The 18,102-nt window shown below is 62.6% G+C and carries 13 protein-coding genes and 1 pseudogene; 5 read left to right on the forward strand and 9 right to left on the reverse strand.

Annotated elements, in window-relative coordinates:
• Positions 1-171: 171 nt before the first annotated feature.
• Complete coding sequence (tkt, locus tag KZH41_RS17965) at positions 172-2,235, forward strand: transketolase (RefSeq protein ID WP_263273356.1); 2,064 nt, start codon at positions 172-174, stop codon at positions 2,233-2,235.
• Between the two features lie 1,157 nt (positions 2,236-3,392).
• Here the strand turns inward: tkt and uvrA are convergent.
• From uvrA to KZH41_RS18005, 8 genes are all read right to left on the reverse strand, one after another.
• A complete protein-coding gene (gene uvrA, locus KZH41_RS17970) occupies positions 3,393-5,912 on the reverse strand; it encodes an excinuclease ABC subunit UvrA (RefSeq protein ID WP_263273357.1) in 2,520 nt (839 codons plus the stop codon).
• Entirely contained in the window at positions 5,909-7,621 is a 1,713-nt protein-coding gene (locus KZH41_RS17975) for an ATP-binding protein (RefSeq protein ID WP_263273358.1), read from the reverse strand. The genes uvrA and KZH41_RS17975 overlap by 4 nt, the downstream gene beginning before the upstream one ends.
• 109 nt (positions 7,622-7,730) lie before the next feature.
• On the reverse strand, positions 7,731-10,823 hold the full coding sequence (locus KZH41_RS17980; RefSeq protein ID WP_263273359.1) for an error-prone DNA polymerase: 3,093 nt from the start codon (positions 10,821-10,823) through the stop codon (positions 7,731-7,733).
• Entirely contained in the window at positions 10,799-12,214 is a 1,416-nt protein-coding gene (locus KZH41_RS17985; RefSeq protein ID WP_263273360.1) for a Y-family DNA polymerase, read from the reverse strand. The genes KZH41_RS17980 and KZH41_RS17985 overlap by 25 nt, the downstream gene beginning before the upstream one ends.
• Positions 12,215-12,221: 7 nt before the next feature.
• Positions 12,222-12,836 (reverse strand): translesion DNA synthesis-associated protein ImuA, encoded by a 615-nt coding sequence (imuA, locus tag KZH41_RS17990; protein ID WP_094952636.1) that lies wholly within the window; start codon positions 12,834-12,836, stop codon positions 12,222-12,224.
• Positions 12,836-13,453: a transcriptional repressor LexA gene (lexA, locus tag KZH41_RS17995; RefSeq protein ID WP_094952635.1), complete on the reverse strand. Its 618-nt coding sequence runs from the start codon at positions 13,451-13,453 to the stop codon at positions 12,836-12,838. The genes imuA and lexA overlap by 1 nt, the downstream gene beginning before the upstream one ends.
• 211 nt (positions 13,454-13,664) lie before the next feature.
• Positions 13,665-14,501, reverse strand: a complete 837-nt coding sequence (gene yghU / locus KZH41_RS18000) for a glutathione-dependent disulfide-bond oxidoreductase (protein ID WP_094952634.1) — start codon at positions 14,499-14,501, stop codon at positions 13,665-13,667.
• Between the two features lie 88 nt (positions 14,502-14,589).
• On the reverse strand, positions 14,590-14,745 hold the full coding sequence (locus KZH41_RS18005; protein ID WP_263273364.1) for a hypothetical protein: 156 nt from the start codon (positions 14,743-14,745) through the stop codon (positions 14,590-14,592).
• On the opposite strand from KZH41_RS18005, the pseudogene KZH41_RS18010 reads away from it, so the two are divergent.
• From KZH41_RS18010 to KZH41_RS18020, 3 genes and pseudogenes are all read left to right on the forward strand, one after another.
• A pseudogene (locus tag KZH41_RS18010) lies at positions 14,723-14,875 on the forward strand (LysR family transcriptional regulator); the annotation flags it as partial. The gene KZH41_RS18005 and the pseudogene KZH41_RS18010 overlap by 23 nt on opposite strands.
• Positions 14,872-15,405, forward strand: coding sequence for a G/U mismatch-specific DNA glycosylase (gene mug, locus KZH41_RS18015; RefSeq protein ID WP_263273366.1), 534 nt, complete (start codon positions 14,872-14,874; stop codon positions 15,403-15,405). The pseudogene KZH41_RS18010 and the gene mug, both read left to right, overlap by 4 nt.
• A 30-nt stretch (positions 15,406-15,435) precedes the next feature.
• Positions 15,436-16,038, forward strand: a complete 603-nt coding sequence (locus tag KZH41_RS18020) for a glutathione S-transferase family protein (protein WP_094952632.1) — start codon at positions 15,436-15,438, stop codon at positions 16,036-16,038.
• A 5-nt stretch (positions 16,039-16,043) separates the two neighbouring features.
• Here the strand turns inward: KZH41_RS18020 and KZH41_RS18025 are convergent, their stop codons facing one another.
• Positions 16,044-16,811, reverse strand: a complete 768-nt coding sequence (locus KZH41_RS18025; protein WP_094952631.1) for an SDR family NAD(P)-dependent oxidoreductase — start codon at positions 16,809-16,811, stop codon at positions 16,044-16,046.
• Positions 16,812-16,949: 138 nt separating this feature from the next.
• Between KZH41_RS18025 and KZH41_RS18030 the strand changes: the two genes are divergently transcribed.
• Entirely contained in the window at positions 16,950-18,098 is a 1,149-nt protein-coding gene (locus KZH41_RS18030; RefSeq protein ID WP_263273367.1) for an aldose epimerase family protein, read from the forward strand.
• The last annotated feature ends 4 nt before the right edge of the window (positions 18,099-18,102 follow it).

Genomic DNA, 18,102 nt, shown 5'->3' on the forward strand with positions numbered 1-18,102 from the left:
TACCTCCGCACGTTGATCAATGGCCTACGCTCTTGAAGCTAGCCCATTCCAAGGGGTCTTGTCATGTCTTGAGTCAATGCATCCCCGTTCGTCGCAAGGTGGGCGATGGGATCAAACCTTTGCCGCACCCTGCCCTCCACTGTAGATCGCCACCTGAGGGAGAACGGTTTTATGACTCACGCTGCCACTGCTGTCGACACCCAATGCATCAACACTATTCGCACCCTGGCCATGGATGCCGTGCAGAAGGCCAATTCCGGCCACCCGGGCACGCCCATGGGCTTGGCGCCGGTGGGCTACACGTTGTGGAGCCGGTTCCTGCGTTATCACCCCGAGCACCCCGACTGGCCTAACCGTGACCGCTTTGTGTTGTCGGTGGGGCATGCCTCCATGCTGCTCTACTCGCTGCTGCACTTGGCCGGCGTGGTGGAGATTGACGCCCACGGCAAACGCTCCGGCCAACCGGCGATCAGCCTGGACGATATCAAGCAATTCCGGCAGATGGGCTCCAAAACCCCAGGCCATCCCGAGTACCGCATGACCACCGGCGTTGAAACCACCACCGGCCCGCTGGGCCAGGGCTGCGCCAACAGTGTCGGTATGGCCATGGCCGAGCGTTGGCTGGGCCAGCGCTTTAACCGCGACGACAAGGTGCTGTTCGACTACAACGTCTACACCCTGTGCGGTGACGGCGACATGATGGAAGGCATCAGCAGCGAAGCGGCGTCGATGGCCGGGCACTTGAAGCTGGATAACCTGTGCTGGATCTACGACAACAACACCATCAGCATCGAGGGCCACACCGAGCTGGCGTTCAGTGAAGATGTGATCAAGCGTTTCCAGGCCTACGGCTGGCACACCTTGCACGTCACCGACGCGAATGACTTACAGGCCTTGAGCACGGCGCTGGAGACCTTCAAAGCGAATACCGGCGCGCCGACCCTGATTGTGGTCGACAGCGTGATCGGCTATGGCTCGCCGCACAAACACAACACCGCCGCCGCCCATGGTGAGCCGTTGGGCGCGGACGAAATCCGCCTAACCAAGGCCGCCTACGGCTGGCCCGAAGACTCCAATTTCTTGGTGCCCGACGAAGCCCGCAGCGTTTTGCGTGACGCCCTGCTGGAGCGCAGCAAGCCGTTGTATGAAGAGTGGAATGCGCGGTTGTCACAGCTGGAACAGTACGAACCGGAACTGGCGGATGAACTGCGCCGCATGCGCGCAGGCGAAATGCCCGAGCAGTGGCAAAATGAGCTGCCCAGCTTCGACACCGACGCCAAGGGCGTGGCCAGCCGTGCCGCCGGTGGCGAGGTATTGAATGCCTTGGCCCAGCACATCCCCTGGCTGCTCGGCGGTTCGGCGGACTTGTCGCCTTCAACCAAGACCAACCTCACCTTTGACGGTGCCGGGCGTTTCAGTGCTGACGACTACAGCGGTCGCAACCTGCACTTCGGCATCCGCGAGCACGCCATGGGCGCGATTGCCAATGGCATGGCGCTGTCCTACCTGCGGCCGTACACCTCGACGTTCTTGGTGTTCAGCGACTACATGAAACCGCCGATCCGCCTGGCGGCGATTATGGAGTTGCCGGTGGTGTTCGTGTTTACCCATGACTCGATTGGCGTGGGTGAAGATGGGCCGACGCATCAGCCTATCGAGCATCTGACGCAACTGCGTGCGACGCCGGGGTTGCTGACCTTACGGCCAGGTGATGCCAACGAAACCCTGGAGTTGTGGAAGGTCGCCCTGGCGCAAACTCATCGGCCGAGTTGTGTGGTGTTGTCGCGTCAGGCGTTGCCGACGTTGGACCGTACCCAATATGCGGCGGCGTCTGGCGCGGCCAAGGGCGCTTATGTATTGGCGGGTGCTGACAAGCCGAAGGTTCTGCTGTTGGCGACGGGCAGTGAAGTCAGCCTGGCGGTGGCGGCGTATGAGCAGTTGAAAGGCCAAGGCATCGCGGCGCAAGTGGTGTCGATGCCGAGCTGGGAGCTGTTTGAAGAACAGGACCAGGCTTACCGCGACAGCGTGTTACCGCCGGCGGTGAAAGCGCGCGTGGTGGTGGAACAGGCCGGGCCATTGGGTTGGGACCGGTATGTCGGGCAGACCGGCGCCAAGGTGGTGATGAACAGCTTTGGCGCGTCGGCGCCGTTGGCCAAGTTGCAGGAGAAATTTGGGTTTACGGTGGAGAATGTGGTGAAGCTGGCTAAAGAGCAGATTCAACTGACTCAACACTGATCAAAGACTGTGGGAGCTGGCTTGCCTGCGATGGCGGGCTGTCAGTCGATACTGCTTTGACCGATGTATCAGTCATCGCAGCATAGATATTTACGCAACTCTTTAAGTTGAGCTTAGCCTGTGAGGGGTTAGGTGGATTGAGTACATATCCGTTGCTGCGGTAACGGCTGCTATTGGTTCCGCTCTTACAGCGGGTCACTTTTGGAAAAGAGCCCCAAAAGTAACCAAAGGGCTCTTGCCCCACCACTCGGTGCCTCGCCTAGGCTCTCGGCATGCCCTCACTCCGGCTTGAATCCGTGGGCCGCCGCCATGGGCCATCCTTGGCCCATCGCGGCTAACCCGGCGTCCTGCCGGGTTACCCACGGATTCAAGCCTGCGTTCGGCCATCGTGGTTAACGGGGCGCCTCAGATCAAGATCAAGATCAAAAGCAAAGAGCACGGCGGCCTAGTAGCCGACCTGAGTGGTTGAAGCAAAAGCAGGGCAGAAGCAGAGCACCACATTCTCTGTCTGATGTACCGAGATCCAACTGTGGGAGCGGGCTTGCTCGCTCCCACACTTTGACCGAACTCGGCTGCCAGCACCGCAGTGCTCTGCTTTTCTGTGGGAGCTGGCTTGCCTGCGATGCAGGCACCTCGGTGTATCAGGCATAACCAGTTGATGCCATCGCAGGCAAACCAGCTCCCACATTTGATTGAGTTCAGTTTCAAATATCAGGTCGGCTGTCAGGCCGCCTCGGCTTTGCTTTTGATCTAACCACTCAGGTCGGCTACTAGGCCGCCGTGCTCTTGCTTTGATCTTGATCTTAGGCGCCCCGTTAAACCACGCTGGCCGAACGCAGGCTTTGGAGCGGGGTAAACCGGCAGGACGCCGGTTTAGCCGCGATGGGCCAAGGATGGCCCATGGCGGCGGCCCCGCTCCAAAGCCGGAGTGAGGGCACACCGAGCCTAAGCGAGGTGCCGAGTGGTGGGGCAAGAGCGTTTTGCTTACTTTTGCGCTTTTCAAAAGTGAGCCGCTGTAAGAGCGGAACCCATATCAGCCATCACCCAAATAACGGATATGTACCCAGCGCCCCCCAAAACAACCACACAATTCAATTCGAAAAAAAGATGTGAAGATACCAGGCAAGCCCGCCCCCACATTTCGACCTCATAGCTAGTTAAATCAGCTCTCGGCTCAGAAACGGCGCAGTACGGCTAACCTTGCTTTTCGCCACCTTCTGCGGCGTGCCACTGACAACCACCTTCCCGCCCAAATCCCCCGCCCCCGGGCCGATATCAATCACCCAGTCACTCTGCGCCACCACGCGCATTTCATGCTCCACAACCACCACCGTATGCCCGGCGTCCACCAGATGATTCAGCTGCCTGAGCAAGCGGTCCACATCCCGTGGGTGCAGCCCGGTCGTCGGCTCATCCAGCACGTACAAGGTGGCGCCCCGTGCATTGCGTTGCAGTTCGGTCGCGAGCTTGATGCGCTGCGCCTCACCGCCGGACAGTTCCGTCGCCGGCTGGCCCAAACGCAAATAACCCAGGCCGATATCGCGCAGCACCTGCAGCGAACGCAACACCCCCGGCTGTTCGGCAAACACCTCCACCGCCTGTTCCACCGTCAGCGCCAGCACCTGGGCGATGCTCAAGCCCTGCCATTTGATCGCCAGGGTGTCCGGGTTATAACGCGCACCGTGGCACGTCGGGCACGGCGCATACACGCTCGGCATAAACAGCAACTCGACGCTGACAAACCCTTCACCCTCGCAATTCGGGCAGCGGCCCTTGGCGACGTTGAACGAGAACTGCCCAGCATCGTAGTGGCGCTTCTTCGCAGCCGGTGTGGCGGCGAACAGTTTGCGCACGTTGTCGAACAGCCCGGTGTAGGTTGCCAGGTTAGAGCGCGGGGTGCGGCCGATGGGTTTCTGGTCTACCTGCACCAGACGGCGGATGTGCTCCAGCCCGGCACTGATACGCCCACCGCTGGTTTGTGGGGTGGCGTCTTCCAGGCTGGGTTCTTCGTCGTTTTCCACAACGCGGCCCAGGCCAATGCCCACCAGTTCCAGCAACGCCTGGCTGACCAGGCTGGATTTGCCCGAGCCGGAAATCCCGGTCACTGCCGTGAAGCAGCCCAGCGGGAAATCCACGTTCAGGTCATTGAGGTTATTGCGTGTCACGCCTTTGAGCTTCAACCAGCCGGAAGGCTCACGACGCGCCTGACTCGAAGGGCGCTGCTCGGCAAACAGATACTCGCGCGTCTGCGATGCCTCGACATCCGCCAAGCCCGCTGGCGGGCCGCTGTAGAGCACTTGCCCACCGTGCTCGCCGGCCGCCGGCCCCACATCGATCAGCCAGTCGGCGCGGCGCATGGTTTCCAGGTCATGCTCCACCACGAACAACGAATTGCCCGCCGCTTTCAGACGCTCAAGCGCGGTGAACAACGCTTCGCCATCCGCCGGGTGCAGGCCCGCCGACGGCTCATCCAGCACATAGATCACGCCGAATAACTGCGAGCCCAATTGCGTGGCCAGCCGCAGGCGCTGCAACTCGCCGGAGGACAAGGTCGGTGTGCTGCGCTCCAAGGACAGATAACCCAGGCCCAATTCAGTCAAGGTGCTGACCCGCTCCAGCAAATCCTGAGCGATACGCTGTGCGGTCAGGCGCTTTTCCACCGATAGTTTCATTTTGTCCTGCCCCGCCGCGACCGGGCGCAGCAACTCGGCCAGTTGCGACAATGACAGCTGCGACAACTCACCAATATCCACCCCGGCGAACTTCACCGACAGCGCCGCCTGGGTCAGCCGTTTGCCCTCGCACAACGGGCAGGCACTGCCTTGCATAAACTGCGACACGCGCTTTTTCATCAGCGCACTTTGGGTGTGAGTGAAGGTGTGCAGGATGTAGCGCCGCGCGCCACTGAAAGTGCCTTGGTAGCTCGGCTCGAGCTTGCGCTTGAGTGCGTCGCGAGTCTGTTCAGGGGTGAAGCCTGCGTACACCGGCACGGTGGGGGTTTCTTCGGTGAACAGGATCCAGTCGCGCTGCTTTTTCGGCAGCTCGCGCCATGGGATATCCACGTCGTAACCCAGGGTCACGAGGATGTCGCGCAGGTTTTGCCCCTGCCACGCCAACGGCCAAGACGCCACCGCGCGTTGACGGATGGTCAAGGACGGGTCGGGCACCATCAGCGCCTCGGTCACTTCGTACACCCGGCCCAGCCCATGGCATTGCGGGCACGCGCCTTGGGGCAGGTTCGGTGAAAAGTCCTCGGCGTACAGCATCGCCTGCCCCGGCGGATAGCTGCCGGCGCGGGAGTACAGCATGCGGATCAGGCTCGACAAGGTGGTAACGCTGCCCACCGAAGAGCGCGCACTCGGCGTGCCGCGCTGCTGTTGCAGGGCCACAGCCGGTGGCAGGCCTTCGATGGAGTCCACGTCCGGCACGCCGACCTGATCGATCAGGCGTCGCGCATAGGGCGCCACCGATTCGAAATAACGCCGCTGGGCCTCGGCATACACCGTGGAAAACGCCAAGGATGATTTGCCGGAGCCCGAGACGCCGGTGAACACCACCAGGGCATCCCGGGGAATGTCCACATCGACGTTACGCAGGTTGTGTTCGCGGGCGCCGCGCACCCGGACAAAACCTGGGCGCTGGGCAGTGATGGGAGGGATGTTGCGCTGTGAAGTCATGGGCAACCTTGTCTGGCGGTGAGCACGCTGCGCACCCGTTGCGTCAAGGCTTCGGGGCTGTAGGGCTTGCTCAGCAGGTGAATGTCGGGGCTCAGCAGGTGATTGCTGGAGAGAATGTCGCGGGTATGCCCGGAGGTGAACAGCACCGCCACCGGCGGCACCTGGGCGCGGGCCCAGTCAGCCAGGTCGGTACTTTTTATCCGGCCGGGCATCACCACATCGGTAAAAATCAGGTCCGGTTGTACGCCGCCCAGCAACGTTTGCATCGCGCGGTCGCCGTCTTCGGCGGTGAGCACGGTGTAGCCCGACTGTTCGAGCAAATCCACTACCGTCACGCGTACGTCAGCATTGTCCTCGACCACCAGGATCGTCTCCTGGCCACCCGTATGCAGCACAGGGTCAACCTCGGTGTCGTGGCTTTCCTCGCCGAGGCTGCGCGGGAAATACATCTGCACCACCGTACCCCTGCCCTCCTCGCTCCACACCTCCACATGCCCGCCGCTTTGGCGCACAAAACCAAATACCATGCTCAGGCCCAGGCCAGTGCCGTGGCCCTCACGTTTGGTGGTAAAAAAAGGCTCGAACACCCGCGCCAGGATCGCCGCCGACATGCCCCTGCCGATATCCGTGACGGCCAGGCGCACGTACTCGCCCGGCAGGAGGCTCTTACCTGCACAGTCGTCGGGGTTGAGGAGGATGTTTTCGCCGGTAATGCGGATCACGCCCTCGCCTTGCATGGCATCGCGGGCATTGATCGCCAGGTTGAGCAGCGCGTTTTCCAACTGGTTGCGGTCGACGTTGATGCACCAGGAATCCTGGGGCAGTTGCACATCGATATGGATGGTTTCGCCCAACGCACGCTGCAGCAGTTCGACCAACCCGGCATAAATGCGCTGAGGGTTATAGACCGCCGGCGACAGCGGTTGACGGCGGGCAAAGGCCAGCAGTTGCGAAGACAGTTTGGCGCCGCGCTCCACCGCCGCGATGGCGGCCGTGACACGCCGCTGCACCTGGGCGTTTTCCGGTTCATGCCGGGCCAGCAGGTGCAGGTTGCCAGCGATCACTTGCAGCAGGTTGTTGAAGTCGTGGGCCACGCCGCCGGTGAGGCCCCCAATCGCTTCAAGCTTCTGCGATTGGCGCAGTTGCGCTTCGGCGGCGGAACGCGCCTGCACTTCGGCAGCCACGCGTTGCTCCAGGTTATGGGTCAATTCCTGGCGCAGGCGCTCGGAGTTCACGTGCGCGGTGGTCTCCACCACAATCGCCAGCACCCCGGCCGGTTGCTGGTTATCGCCGGCGATGGGGCTGTAGTAAAGGTCCATCCACACATCTTCGGGCTTGCCGTTGCGCAGCAGCACCAGTTCTTTGTTGTTGAACGACAACGTGCCGCCCGCCAGGCAAGTGTCCAGCACATAGCGGTTGAACTCGGCCACTTCAGGCCAGCCCTGCTCCACGGGCGTACCGAGCAAATACGGGTGCCGCCCGCCGGCAAGCACCGAATAGCTGTCGTTGTAGATCATGTGCCCCGCCGGGCCCCAGAGCATCACCATCGGTATGGGCGAGGCCAGCATCATCTGCACGTTGCAGGCCAGGCTGGTGCTCCAGCTGTCGATCGGGCCCAGGTCAGTGCTCGACCAATCGAAGGCACGAATACGCCGGGCCATTTCACCAGACCAGCCTTCACAGCCGTAGGGGTTAGATAAAAATTGCATCGGTTGGCTCTGTGCAAAGAGAGGGCAGTCGCAAGTTTTGGAGCACGCCAGCAGCAGATGGTTTCACTGGGTATACGTTAGGGGGTAATGCCGGCAAAAAACACTGGCCTCAGTGAAAATCTCGGCTGCGCACATGAATGCCTTCCAACAGCGGCGTCAGGTCGCTCAGGCGCCCGGCAATCAGGTGCCGCACCTCGCCTACAGCTTCCCAGCGCCCGTCGACTTTCAACAGTCGTGAACCGATTAATGCCTGGCGCTGACGCTCGGCCAGGTCGCGCCAGACCACCACATTGAGGTTGCCGAATTCATCCTCCAGCGTGACAAAGGTCACCCCGCTGGCGGTGCCCGGGCGCTGTCGACCGGTGACCAACCCCGCGACGCTGACATTGCGCCCATGCTCCACCGTCATCAGCTCCTGGGAACTGCGGCAGCGGCGCTTACGCAACTCAGCACGCAACAACGCCAACGGATGCGGGCCGAGGGTGGTACCCACCGTGGCATAGTCGGCGTGCAGGTCCTCGCCGACCGTAGGGGCAGGCAGTTCCACCCGCGCTTCATCGGGGCTGGGCAGGCCAGCAAACAGCCCCAGCTGCTTATGCACGCCCGCCACCTCCCAGCGCGCCTTGTGCCGGTTGCCAGCCAGGGCCCGCAAGGCGCCCGAGTCCGCCAGCAACGCCTGGGCGCGGGCATCCAGCCCGGCGCGCTCGTCGAGGTCGGCAATGTCGCTGAACGCCCGGCGCTGGCGGGCCGCTTCGATGCGCCGGCCATCCTCCTCGCGAAACCCCGAGATCATGCGCAACCCCATACGAATCGCCGGTTGCTGGCCGTCGATGGGTTCCAGGCTGCAATCCCAGTCACTGGCCAGCACATCCACCGGGCGAATCTGCAAGCGATGACGCCGCGCATCCTGCAGGATCTGGTCCGGGCTGTAGAAGCCCATCGGCCAGCTGTTGATCAGTGCACAGGCGAAGGCCGCCGGTTCATGGCATTTGAGCCAGCAACTGGCGTACGTCAGCAAGGCGAAACTGGCCGCGTGGGACTCGGGGAAACCATAGCTGCCAAAGCCTTTGATCTGCTCGAAAATCTGCGCGGCAAATTCCTCGCTGTAACCGTTTTTGAGCATGCCGGTGCGCAGGCGCGCCTGATGCGGTTCCAGCCCGCCGTGGCGTTTCCAGGCCGCCATAGAGCGGCGCAACTGGTCGGCCTCACCGGGGCCATAATCGGCGGCAACCATGGCGATCTGCATGACCTGCTCCTGGAACAGCGGCACGCCCAAAGTGCGCTTTAACACGGCCTCAAGCTGCGGCGACGGATAGGTGGTGGGCTCTTCCTTGTTCCGCCGCCGCAGGTACGGATGCACCATGCCGCCCTGGATCGGCCCGGGCCGCACGATAGCGACCTCAATCACCAGGTCATAGAAAGTTTGCGGCTTGAGCCTGGGCAGCATCGACATCTGCGCCCGCGACTCGATCTGGAACACACCGATGGTGTCGGCCTTGCTGATCATCGCGTAGGTGGCGGGGTCTTCCTTGGGGATGCTCGCCAAGGCCAAGTCCAAGTTGCGGTGGCGACGCAGTAAATCGAAGCAGCGGCGGATCGCGCTGAGCATGCCTAACGCGAGGATATCCACCTTGAGCAGGCCGACGGCATCGAGGTCGTCCTTGTCCCACTGGATGATGGTGCGCTCGGCCATGGCGGCGTTTTCCACCGGCACCAGGGTGTCCAACGGGTATTCGGAAATCACAAAACCGCCGGGGTGCTGGGACAGGTGCCGGGGGAAGCCGATCAATTGCTGGGTGAGCGTGAGCACGCGGCGCAGGATCGGGCTTTGCGGGTCGAAGCCGCCTTCGCGCAGGCGCTCCAAGGGCGGTGCATCTTCACTCCAACGCCCGCAGCATTCAGCCAAGGCGTTGATCTGGTCCGGCGGCAAGCCGAGGGCCTTGGCCACATCGCGCACCGCGCCAGCCGCGTGGTAGCTGCTGACCACCGCCGTCAACGCTGCTCGGGTGCGGCCGTAGCGCTGGAACACGTACTGCAGCACTTCTTCGCGGCGTTCGTGTTCGAAGTCGACGTCGATATCCGGCGGCTCGTTGCGCTCCTTGGACAGGAAGCGCTCGAACAGCATGTTCATCAGGCTCGGGTTGATCTCGGTGATGCCCAAGGCAAAACACACCGCCGAGTTGGCCGCAGAACCCCGGCCCTGGCACAGGATCGAGCGGCTGCGGGCGAAGCGCACGATGTCATGCACGGTGAGGAAATAGCTCTCGTAGCCCAGCTCGCTGATCAGCTCCAGCTCATGGTTGATCTGCTGCAAGGTCTTGGCGTCGACACCCTGGGGCCAGCGCTGGGCGATGCCCTCTTCGGTGAGCTGGCGCAGCCAGGATTTCGCATCCTGGCCTGCGGGTACCAGCTCGCGCGGGTAGTGGTAACGCAACTGGCTCAAGTCGAAGGTGCAGCGCCGCGCGATAGCCAGGGTTTCGTCGAGCAAGGCTTGCGGGTACAGCGCGGCCAAGGCGTCGAGGCTGCGCAGATGCCGCTCGCCATTGGGGTGCAGGCGCGTGCCGGCGTCGGCCACCGTGACGTGATGGCGGATCGCGGTCATGGTGTCTTGCAGGGCACGGCGGCCACGCGCATGCATGTGCACATCGCCGCAGGCCACCGCCGGAATATGCAGGCTGGCGGCCAGGGCCAGGCGCTGCACCAGATGGCGCGCATCGTCCTGGCCGCAATGCAGGTGCACCGCCAGCCACAGCCGTTCGGCGAAGGTGCGGCGCAGCCATTGGATCGAGGCTTGGGTGTCGCTGTCTTCGGCGACCCACAATGCCAGCAACCCCGGCAGTGGCTGGTCGAAGTCTTCCTGTAGCAGGCGATAGCGGCCTTTTTCGGCGCGGCGTCGGGCCAGGGTGATCAGGCGGCACAGGTGTTGGTAGCCGCTGAGGTCCTGCACCAGCAGCACCAGTTTCGGGCCGTTCTCGATGCGCACCTCGCTGCCGATAATCAGCGGCAAGTCCACCGCCTTCGCCGCCTGCCAGGCGCGCACGATGCCCGATAAAGTGCATTCATCGGTGATCGCCAAGGCGCTATAACCCTGGCGCTTGGCGCGCTCGAACAGCTCCAGCGCACTCGACGCGCCGCGTTGGAAGCTGAAATTGGACAGGCAATGCAGCTCGGCGTAGCTCATGCAAACCAGCCTTGCAGCCACAGCCCATCGCTTTGCCCCACGGTGCGATAGGCCCAGCCTTGCTGCCCGGCGCGGGTCTGGATCAGGTAATAGTCGCGGCGAATATCGGCGCCATCCCACCAGCCGGACTCGATGCGTTCCGGGCCCATCAAAATCTGTACGCCCTGCTCGGCCAGCAAGGTCGGTTCGTGCAGCAGCCAACCGGGGCGTTGCACCTTGCTCAAGCTTTGGCACGCGCGGTTATCGGCGGCGGCTTGCCAGGCGCATTCGGGGCGGTGGTCGGCATGAAAACGCAAGCCTTGCACCGCTTCATCGCCAAGACGTGCGCGCAGGCGTTCGCGCAGTTGCTCCCAGGGCAAAGTCTGTTGCGGGCGGTCGTCGAACAAGTCCTGGCGCTGCGGCACGAACACCGGCAGGTCCTGGGCCACCAGGCGAAAGCCGCGTACCGGCGAGGTGACTTGCACCTGTTCCAGGCGGCCACGGGCCAGTTCGAAGAGCATCGCCGGTTCACGCTCGGCGCTGAGCAGGCCGACCTTGATCACGCTGTCGGGCGCCTGGGCGTGTTCCAAGTGCAGGTCGAAACGCTGCACGCCACTGTCGCGCCCGCAAAGGAAGGCAGACAGATCACCGGTCAGGCGGCGCAAGGGAAACAGCAGCGCCTGGTGGGATTGCACGTCGAAATTCAACTCGATGCGCACATCGAACTGGTCCGGCGGCTGATAGAACGCCAGTGGCAGCGGCCGCTGCCCGGTCAGTGCATCCAAGTGCTTGAGCAAGCTGGCGTCAAAACGCCGCGCCAGCGTATGCCGGGGCAACGCCTGCACCTGGGCCAGCGTGCGCAGGCCCATGCGCGACAAGGCGGTGGCGGCCTGCGGTTCAAGGCCAGCGCGATCAATCGGCAGTGGCGCCAGGGCTTGGTGCAACGCGTGCTCATCGGCCACGGCCAGGCCATCGTAACTATTCGCCAGCACCCGCGCCGCTGCCGGGTTGGGTGCGGCAACGATACGGTGGCGAAACCCCAGCTCGGTCAGCTCCTGGCGCAACCGCGCCTCGAACTGCGGCCACGGCCCGAACAGGCCCAGGCTCGACTCGATCTCGAACAACAAGGCGCGCGGGTAATACACGCTGACCTGGGAACTGAAACGGTAGGCCCAGGCCGCGAGAAACTGCTGCCAGCGCTCGATCTCTGCGGGGTCGTATTCGGCGCTGGCAAAGGTCTTGGCCAGGGCATGCGCGGCGGTCAGCGATTGCCCGGGGCGCAAACCCAAGGCGCGCGCGGCGTCATTGACGGTTTGCAGCACGCGGCGCTGCGGCGTGCCGGCCAGCAGCGCCAGCGGTTGCTCGGGCTCGGGATGCACACGCTGCACCCCGTCCAGCGCCAATTGCGGGAAGACAATACACACCCAGCGCATGGCAACCTCAGTGCCCCGCCAGCGCAATCGGCGCCGGATGAGCCAACCCGCCGCGGCACTTGAGCACCCGCACTTGCGCAGGTTTTGCCTCAACGGCCAGGCGCAAGGCGGCGGGCGATGCATTAACCGCCTCCTGTAAAGAGCGCCAGGCAAACGCCAGGGTCTGCCCGGTTTCCGCCGCCACCTGCAAGCGGCGCAGGGCACGGTCATCGGCCTTGCGCGGCCAGCACAACACCGCGCCGCAGCTGCCGGAACGCAGGCATTGCTCGACCGCCCACAAGGCATCGCGCTCTTCGGCCTGGATCACCGAGAGCTGACGCAAATCCACCCCGGCGTTCTGCCAGGCGTGCGGGTACGGCGTGTAAGGTGGCGCGACCAGCACGATGCGCTCGCCGGCCTTTGATAAGCGCGCCAGGGTCGGCAACACCAATTGCAATTCGCCGACCCCTTCCTTGGCCATCAGGATTTCGCTCAAGGCCGCCTCCGGCCAGCCGCCGCTGGGCAGCACCGCATCCAGCGCCGCAAGCCCGGTGGGGTGCACGCTGGCCGGTGGCGCGGCAGGCCGGCCCTTCCAGACTCGGCCGCCATTGAACAGCGAGTCCAGGGCAACGACGGCGCCCATCAGCCTTGCCTCACCAGGCCGCAGAACACCCCTTCGATGGCCAGGTCCTGATCGGGCCCGACCACGATGGGTTGATACGCGGGGTTGCGCGGCAGCAAGCGCACATGCTCGCCGTGACGTTCAAAGCGTTTGATGGTGACTTCGCCGTCCAGGCGCGCCACCACAATCTGGCCGTTCAAGGCTTCGGCGCTGCGGCGCACGCCCACCAAGTCGCCGTCGAGGATGCCGTCTTCGATCATTGAATCGCCCTGGACCCGCAGCAAGTAGTCCGGGGTTTTGGCGAAGGTGGCGGGGTCGAGTTGCAGGCGGTTGTGGACTTCGGCGTCGGCGCCGATGGGCAAGCCGGCGGCGACGCGGCCGAGCACGGGCACGTCCAGCCATTCGGGACGAGCCGGCTGGTTAAGCAGGCGAATGCCACGGGCCTGGTTGGGGTTGACCTCGATGAAGCCGGCTTCGGTGAGCGCCACCACGTGCTTGCGGGCGACGCTGCGCGAGGCGAAGCCGAACGCCTCGGCGATCTCGGCGAGGCTGGGGGGTTGGCCTTGTTGCGCGATACGGTCGCGAATGAAGGTCAGGATGGCGGTGCGGCGGGGGGTCAGGGTTGTCATGGAGTACATTTGTACTCTTGTGGGAAATTCCTGACAATAGCCGGTAGTCGGGTGGGGGTTTGATCGAGTACATATCCGTTATTTGGGTAACGGCTGATATGGGTTCCGCCCTTACGGCGGGTCACTTTTGGAAAAGAGCCCGGAATGCCGGCCCAGCCAAAAGTGACCCGCTGCAAGAGCGAAACCATACGAAGCCGTTACCGCCGCAACGGATATGTACTCAGTCCAAATCACTCGCATCATGCCGCTCACGCAACTGCTCCGCAGGCTCCCCAGAAACCCGATTCACCCGCCGCCCCCGCTGCACCGCCGGCCTCGCCTCAATCGCCTCAGCCCAGCGCAGCACATGTTTATATTCATGCACCGACAGAAACTCCGCCGACGCCCCATACAAACGGCCTTTGACCAACCCACCATACCAAGGCCAAATCGCAATATCGGCAATGGTGTACTCGTCCCCGGCAATATACTCACTCACCGCCAAACGCTGATCCAGCACATCCAGCTGACGCTTGGTCTCCATGGCAAACCGATTGATCGCGTACTCCATCTTGCTCGGCGCATACGCATAAAAATGCCCAAACCCACCGCCCAGATACGGCGCGCTGCCCATCTGCCAGAACAACCACGACAAACACTCCGCACGCGCCGCAGGTTCGGTGGGGAAGAACGCCCCAAACTTCTGCGCCAGGTACTGCAAAATCGCACCCGACTCAAACACCCGAATCGGCGTATCACCACTGCGATCCAGCAATGCCGGGATCTTCGAGTTCGGGTTCACCGCAACAAAGCCGCTGCCGAACTGATCACCGTCACCGATCTTGATCAACCAGGCATCGTATTCCGCGCCGGCATGCCCCAGGGCCAACAGCTCTTCCAGCAGAATCGTGACCTTCTGCCCATTGGGCGTGGCCAGGGAATACAGTTGCAGTGGGTGCTTGCCGACCGGCAGTGCCTGCTCATGCGTGGCACCGGCGATAGGCCGGTTGATGCTGGCAAAGGTGCCGCCGCTTTCGCTGTCCCAGGTCCAGACTTTCGGAGGTACGTACTCGGTCATGCTGACTTCTCCTTGGTTTAAATAGGGTTCGACGCAGCCAATTGAGCCACGTTCCACCCGTCACCCAGCGCTTTGATCAGCGCCCACATTAGCGCTCAATGGCTGAGTTTGCAGGTGTAATTCGCTGCAGCGCCGCCAATTGGGCAGTCAACACATCCAGGTAAGCCACGGCGCGCTGGCGATAACGCGAGGTCGAACGGTCTTCGGCATAGTGCGCCGCCGCGCAGGAAGATAGCTTGCTCACACCGTTGGCAGACGCCACCATTCGCGGCCCCAACTGGGCCCTCTTGACCCATCGCGACAGTGAGCATGATCCGCTCGCGCGCCGCTTTACCGAGTGGCTGCTGACCCATTTACAGGCAGAATCAACATGAGCGACCGCCTCGAAGACATCCTCGCCGACCACCTGCACGTGATGTTCTGCGGCATCAACCCGGGCAAAGGCTCCGCCGCGCTCGGCCAGCACTTTGCCAATCGCAGCAATCGCTTCTGGCGCACGTTGCATTTGGCTGGTTTTACGCCCCATGAGATTCGCCCGCAAGATGGCACCACACTGTTGCAGTATCACTGCGGGCTAACCACGCTGGTGGAGCGGCCGACGGCCAGCGCGGGGGAATTGGCGCGGCATGAATTCAAGGAGGCGGCGACGGCGTTTGAACAGAAAATCCACCGCTGCCAGCCGCGCGTCATCGCGTTTCTCGGCAAAGCCGGCTATAGCGCGTTGTCCGGCCAACAGCAGATTGAGTGGGGGCCGCAAGCGCAGTTATTCGGTGGCGCGTCGGTATGGGTGCTGCCCAACCCCAGCGGGCGCAACCTGGCGTTCAGCCTGGACCAACTCGTGCAGGCCTATCAACAACTGCGCGAGGCTATTGCGCAGGCCGCCGCCGTGCCCTTAATCTCGTGAGCCCACCCCCCTGAGAGCAATGGAGGCTTCATGAAACTGGTCGGCATGCTGGACTCGCCTTACGTGCGTCGCGTGGCAATTTCCCTGGAGCTGTACGGCGTGGACTTTGTGCACGAGCCTCTCTCGGTATTCAGCACCTACGCCGAGTTCTCCAAGATCAACCCGGTGGTCAAGGCGCCCACGCTGGTGCTGGATGATGGAACGGTGCTGATGGATTCCAGCCTGATCCTGGATTACTTCGACACCCTGGCGCCGCCCGACAAGAAACTTCTGCCACACACCGCCGACACCCGCGCCAAGCACCTGCAAGTGCTCGGGCTGGCCCTGGCGGCCTGTGAGAAAACCGTACAGATCGTCTACGAACACCACCTGCGCCCCGCGGAGAAACTGCACGAGCCGTGGCTCGAGCGGGTGACCGAGCAGTTGTTGGCCGCTTATTCACTGCTGGAAAAACACCTGGCCCAGGCTACCGGCGAACACCTGAACCAGGCCGCGCTGACGGCGGCCGTGACCTGGTCGTTCACCCAACTCAAGCTGCCGACGGCGCTCAAGGCTGATGCGTTTCCCAACCTGCAACGCCACGCCAGCCAACTGGAACAACATCCGGCCTTCAGGAAGTACCCCATCGAATAACCGGCTTACACCCAACCGCCATCCACAATAAAGTTCTGCGCCGAACACATCGCCGACACGTCGGAGGCAAGAAACAACGCCATGTTGGCGATGTGTTCCGGCAGCACACTGCCCGGCAGGCACTGGCTGCGGCTGATCAACTCCCTGGCCGCATCGTCTACCCACATCGCCAGCTGTTTTTCCGTCATGACCCAGCCCGGCACCAAGGTGTTGACCCGGATGCGGCTGGGGCCCAGTTCCCGCGCCAGCGCCCGGGTCATGCCGTGGGCTGCGGCTTTGCTGGCGGCGTACACCGGGTAGCCGGCGGACGCCATCATCCAGCCGACCGAGCCCAGGTTGATGATCGCCCCGCCACCGGCGGCCTTCATCATCGGCACCAGCGCCTTGGCGGCAAAAAAGGCGTGCTTGAGGTTGACCGCGATCAGCCGGTCGAACATGTCCGAATCGACTTCTTCCAGGGTGTGACGCACGTCGTTGGCCGCATTGTTGACCAGCACGGTGATCGGCCCCAGCGATTGCTCAAAGCGTGCTATCGCCGCCTTGTAGGCGATCTCATCGGTGATGTCGCACCACACGAACTCCACGGTGTGCCCCTGGTCACTCAACAGCGCCGCCAGCCGCTCGCCCTGGCTTTGCGCGCGGTCCACGAAGGCCACCTTGGCGCCCTGCGCGGCAAAGGCGCGCACCATGAATTCGCCAATGCCTGAGGCACCTCCAGAAATCAATACGGTCTTACCCTTGAGGTCAGGATAAACGGCCTGTTCAGTACTCATATAACGATTGCCTCGATCAATTAGTCTTATTTTATTTTGCGAAACTGGCGTTAAAGGCTATAAATTCGCTGTAAACTCGACGAAATATCGCACATTAGTAGAACTATTCCACTCAAAACAACAAAAGGAAGTTCGACCATGAAGCACCCTAGACATCTGCTTTCAGGCCTCGCCTTGTCCATGTTGATCGCCAGTGGCAGCGCCCAGGCGGCCGGGCTGAGCAGTGAACACAAGCCTTTCGGCAAAACCAATGACGGCACCGCCGTCGAGCAATACATCTTGCGCAACAGCCATGGCATGCAAGCCACGGTGATCACTTACGGCGGTGTGTTGCAGTCGCTGAAAGTGCCGGACAAAAACGGCAAGGTCGATGACGTGGTACTCGGCTTCGATGACGTGCAGGGCTATCAGGGCGGCACCGCATTTTTTGGCGCGACCATTGGCCGTTTCGGCAATCGGCTGGCCGGCGGTGCCTTCGAACTCGACGGCAAACGCTACCAGGTGCCGCTCAACGATGGCCCCAACTCGCTGCATGGCGGCGCCCAGGGTTTTGACAAACACGTGTGGCAAGCCGAACCAGTCAAGGGCAAGGATTCGGTCGGCGTGAAGCTGAGCTACCTGTCCAAGGACGGCGAAATGGGCTTCCCGGGCAACTTGAAAACCGAGGTCACCTACAGCCTCAACGATAACAATGAACTGCACATCGACTACAAGGCCACCACCGACAAACCCACGGTGCTGAACCTCACCAACCACAGCTACTTCAACCTTGCCGGCGCGGGCAATGGCGACATCCTCAAGCAAGTGGCGACCTTGCACGCCAGCCACTACACGCCAGTGAACGCCACCTTGATTCCGACGGGCGAACTGGCGCCGGTCAAAGGCACGCCGATGGACTTCCTCACACCGACGCCTATCGGCCAGCGCATCAAGGACGAGCATCCACAGCTCAAATTCGCCGAGCCGAAACAAGGTGGGTTTGACTTCAACTGGGCACTGGACACCCAAGGCAACATCAAGCAACTCGCCGCCGAGGTGCACGACCCCGCGTCCGGCCGACGTTTGCAGCTCTACACCACCGAGCCTGGCGTGCAGTTCTATACCAGCAACTTCCTGGATGGCACGGTGAAGGGCAAAGCCGGCAAGGCGTATGCGCACTGGAGCGCGTTTACCCTGGAGACCCAGCACTTTCCGGATGCGCCGAACCAGCCCACATTCGCCTCGACCCGGTTGAACCCGGGGCGGACTTATAGCCAGAACACCGTGTTCAAATTCTCCGCTGATTAAACTG

This window comes from Pseudomonas sp. YeP6b, from assembly GCF_025642995.1.
In the GTDB taxonomy this organism is placed as follows: Bacteria; Pseudomonadota; Gammaproteobacteria; order Pseudomonadales; family Pseudomonadaceae; genus Aquipseudomonas.

Bases quoted from the DNA above. Each gene is read 5' to 3' on its own strand.
- tkt (WP_263273356.1), top strand. From the start codon at position 172: ATGACTCACGCTGCCACTGCTGTCGACACCCAATGCATCAACACTATT.
- uvrA (WP_263273357.1), bottom strand. From the start codon at position 5,912: ATGACTTCACAGCGCAACATCCCTCCCATCACTGCCCAGCGCCCAGGT.
- KZH41_RS17975 (WP_263273358.1), bottom strand. From the start codon at position 7,621: ATGCAATTTTTATCTAACCCCTACGGCTGTGAAGGCTGGTCTGGTGAA.
- KZH41_RS17985 (WP_263273360.1), bottom strand. From the start codon at position 12,214: ATGCGCTGGGTGTGTATTGTCTTCCCGCAATTGGCGCTGGACGGGGTG.
- imuA (WP_094952636.1), bottom strand. From the start codon at position 12,836: ATGGGCGCCGTCGTTGCCCTGGACTCGCTGTTCAATGGCGGCCGAGTC.
- lexA (WP_094952635.1), bottom strand. From the start codon at position 13,453: ATGTACTCCATGACAACCCTGACCCCCCGCCGCACCGCCATCCTGACC.
- yghU (WP_094952634.1), bottom strand. From the start codon at position 14,501: ATGACCGAGTACGTACCTCCGAAAGTCTGGACCTGGGACAGCGAAAGC.
- mug (WP_263273366.1), top strand. From the start codon at position 14,872: ATGAGCGACCGCCTCGAAGACATCCTCGCCGACCACCTGCACGTGATG.
- KZH41_RS18020 (WP_094952632.1), top strand. From the start codon at position 15,436: ATGAAACTGGTCGGCATGCTGGACTCGCCTTACGTGCGTCGCGTGGCA.
- KZH41_RS18025 (WP_094952631.1), bottom strand. From the start codon at position 16,811: ATGAGTACTGAACAGGCCGTTTATCCTGACCTCAAGGGTAAGACCGTA.
- KZH41_RS18030 (WP_263273367.1), top strand. From the start codon at position 16,950: ATGAAGCACCCTAGACATCTGCTTTCAGGCCTCGCCTTGTCCATGTTG.